Source organism: Tahibacter aquaticus (assembly GCF_004363655.1).
GTDB classification, from domain to species: Bacteria; Pseudomonadota; Gammaproteobacteria; order Xanthomonadales; family Rhodanobacteraceae; genus Tahibacter; species Tahibacter aquaticus.
In genome coordinates, this window is record NZ_SNZH01000050.1 from 1 (window position 1) to 3,400 (window position 3,400).

Sequence of the window (3,400 nt, forward strand, 5' to 3'; positions counted from 1 at the left end):
ATCGCCCGGCCGATCGGAATCGTGCGCTGCAGATCGGCCAGATTCGCCGTCACGTCGTACCAGCTGCAGCCGACCACGGTTTCGGTCGGGCCGTAATGGTTGTAGATCTGCGCCTGCGGATACTTCGCCTGCAGCTGCCGCGCCAGATCCACGCCGAACGCTTCGCCGCCGATCACGAATACATGTGCAGTCTGGCGCGGCGTTTCGTCGGCCAGCTGCAGCAATCCCTGCAGATGCGATGGCGTCAGGCGCAGCAGCACCGGCGGCATATCGGCCTGTTCCAGCCGCGCGGCAAAACCGGCGAGATCGTCGTCAGCCGCGATCAGTTCCACGCAACCGCCCGTCAGCAGCGGCACGTACAGCGACGGCACCGTCAGGTCGAACGCCGGCGACGTCACCACCAGCGATCCGCTCAGCGATGCGGCGTAATAGCCTTCGCGCGCAAAGGCACAATAGTCGGTCAGGCCGCGGTGCAGGATCTCTACACCCTTGGGCGTGCCGGTAGAGCCCGAGGTGTACAGCACATAGGCGCTGTCCTCGGCGGCGACAACGACGGCCGGATCGGTAGACGCCTGTTCGGCCAGCCAGTCCACTGCGGTCGCTGCCGCATCCAGGTGCAGCACGTCCACGCCGCTCAGCAGCAGATTGGAACGGCGGCTGTCCAGCAGCACCAGGCCAATCGCTGCATCGGCCAGGATGGCCTGCAGGCGTTCCGGCGTCTGGCGCTGGTCCAGCATCACGTAGGCCGCGCCGCTCTTCAGCACGCCGAGCAAGGCGATCATCAGTTCCGCCGAACGATCCAGCAGCAGGCCAACCCGCGCGCCACGCCCCAGGCCGCGGGCGAGCAGCGCGTGCGCCAACCGGTTGGCGCGTGCATCGAGCTGCGCATAGCTCAGCTGCTGTGCGCCGCAACGCACAGCCACGGCCTGCGGCGTGCGTTGTGCCTGCCGCGCGATCTGCAGCGCCAGGCTGTCCGCGCGGTGCGCACGGCTGGCCGGTCCCTGCCCTTGCCGGCGCAAGGCCTGTACCGCGTCTTCGTCCAGCCAGTCCAGTTCGCTCAGCCGCGCCTGCGGCCGCGCCAGCCATTGCTGCAGCAACCGGGCATAAGCCTGCGCCAGGCGTTCCACGCTGGCCGCGTCGAACAGGCTTTGCGCATAACTCCAGGACAGCCAGAGTCCCTGTTGAGTCTCGGCCGCGGTGAGCTGCAGATCGAACTTGGTCTGCTCGTTGCGCGCGCCCAGCGGCGCCAGGCTCAGGCCGGGCAGCTGCAGTTCGCTCTGTTCATTGTTCTGCAGCGTGAACAGCAGCTGGAACAGCGGTGCATGGCTGAGGCTGCGCGCCGGCTTCAGCTCGTCAACCAGCATCTCGAACGGAATTTCCTGGTGCTCGTAGGCACTCAGCGCCGTGGCGCGCGCCTGCTGCAGCACCGCCTGCAGGGTCGGATCGCCGGACAGATCGCTGCGCAGTACCAGGGTGTTGACGAAAAAGCCGATCAGCGGCTCCACATCCGGATGCAGGCGGCCGGCAATCGGCGTGCCCATCGCGATATCCGTCTCGCCGCTCCAGCGCGCTGCCAGCACGGCGAAAGCCGCCTGCAGCAGCATGAACAGGCTGGCATCGTGCTGCCGTGCCAGCGCCTGCAGACCGTCAAGGGTCGCTGCATCGATGTCCTGGCGCAGGCGTGCACCGTCGAAGCGCTGCTGCGCCGGCCGCGGCCGGTCCAGCGGCAGGCCGTGCACCACCGGCAGGCCGGCCAGCTGCCGGCGCCAGTAGCCGAGCTGGGCCTGTACCGTCTCGCCCTGCAGGCGCTCGCGCTGCCAGGCCGCGTAGTCGGCGTACTGCACCGGCAAGGCCGCCAGGGCTGCTGTCTCGCCGCGCACGCGTGCGCCGTACAGTGCGGCGAATTCCCGCACCAGCACGCCCAGCGACCAGCCATCGCAGACAATATGATGCAAGGTAAACAATAGTGCATAGTCCACATCGCCGAGCTGCACCAGGCGGCAGCGCAGCAGCGGGCCCTGGCCCAGGTCGAACGCTTGCTGGGCTTCGTCGCGCAGCAGCTGCTGCAGACGCGCTTCGCGCAGGTCGGCCGCCAGTTCGCGCAGGTCGGTGCGGACAATCGTGACGGACGCCGCCGGCTGTATGGTCTGCAGCGCCGTGCCGTCCACGTCGGCATACGTGGTGCGCAGCACTTCGTGCCGCTGCAGCAACTGGTCCAGCGCCAGCTGCAGGGCCGGCTGCTGCAGTTCGCCCTGCAGGCGCAGCGCCAGCGGCAGGTTGTACTGCGCGCTGGCGCCTTCGAGCTGGTCGATGAACCACAGCCGCTGCTGCGCATACGACAGCGGCAAGGGCTGGTCGCGGGCTACGCGCGGTATCGCCGCGTAGGCTGACTGTGCCTGCGCGTCCAGATGCGCCGCCAGCTGCCACAGGCGGCGCTGTTCGAACAGGCTGCGGATCGGCAAGGGCTTGCCGAAGGTTCGGGCAATCTCGCTCACCGCTCGCGTGGCCAGCAGGGAATGGCCGCCCAGGTCGAAGAAATCCGCATCACGGCTGATCGCGTCGAGGCGCAGCACGCGCATCCAGATCTGCGCCAGGCGGGTTTCCGTATCGCCCTGCGGTGCGACGAATTGCGCGGCGCGGTATTCCGGTGCCGGCAAGACGCGGCGATCGACCTTGCCGTTGGTATTCAGCGGTATCTCAGCCAGGCAGACAAAGGCCGCCGGCAGCATGTAGTCCGGCAGCATGGCGCGCAGCTGTTCGCGCAGGGTTTCCGCCGCCGGCTCGGCGGCAGTAGCAGTGACGTAGGCAACCAGGCGCTTTTCGCCCGGTACGTCTTCGCGCGCCAGCACCACCGCTTCGCGCACGCCGGCACAGGCCAGCAGGGCCGCCTCGATCTCGCCCAGCTCGATGCGGAAGCCGCGAATCTTGACCTGGTGATCGCACCGGCCGATGAATTCCAGCTCGCCACCGGGCAGCCAGCGCACCAGGTCGCCGGTGCGGTACATCCGCTGTCCGCTGCCTTCGGCAAAGGGATCGGGCACGAAGCGCTCCGCCGTCAGCCCGGCGCGGTTCAGATAGCCGCGCGCCACGCCGGCACCGCCGATGTACAGCTCGCCCACGCTGCCGGCCGGCTGCAGGCGCAAGCCTTCGTTGAGCACATACAGCTGCGTGTTGCGGATCGGCCGGCCTATCGGCACGGCATGGCCCAGGCCGGCCAGCGAATCCACACCCGACACTGAATACACACTGCAGCCAACCACCGTTTCGGTAGGACCGTATTCGTTCACAAATACCGCCTGCGGCAACAGCCGGGTCCACAGCCGCAGTGTCGCCGTGCCGAGTTGCTCGCCGCCGACCACGATGCAATGCGCAGCCGCGCAGGGCGCGCTGTCCTCGCTCA

Annotated in this window: 1 protein-coding gene; it reads right to left on the bottom strand. The window is 68.2% G+C overall.

Annotated features, from left to right (window positions below):
• Nucleotides 1-3,400 (bottom strand): condensation domain-containing protein (locus DFR29_RS28690; RefSeq protein ID WP_166654424.1); only part of this gene is annotated, 3,400 nt, incomplete at both ends.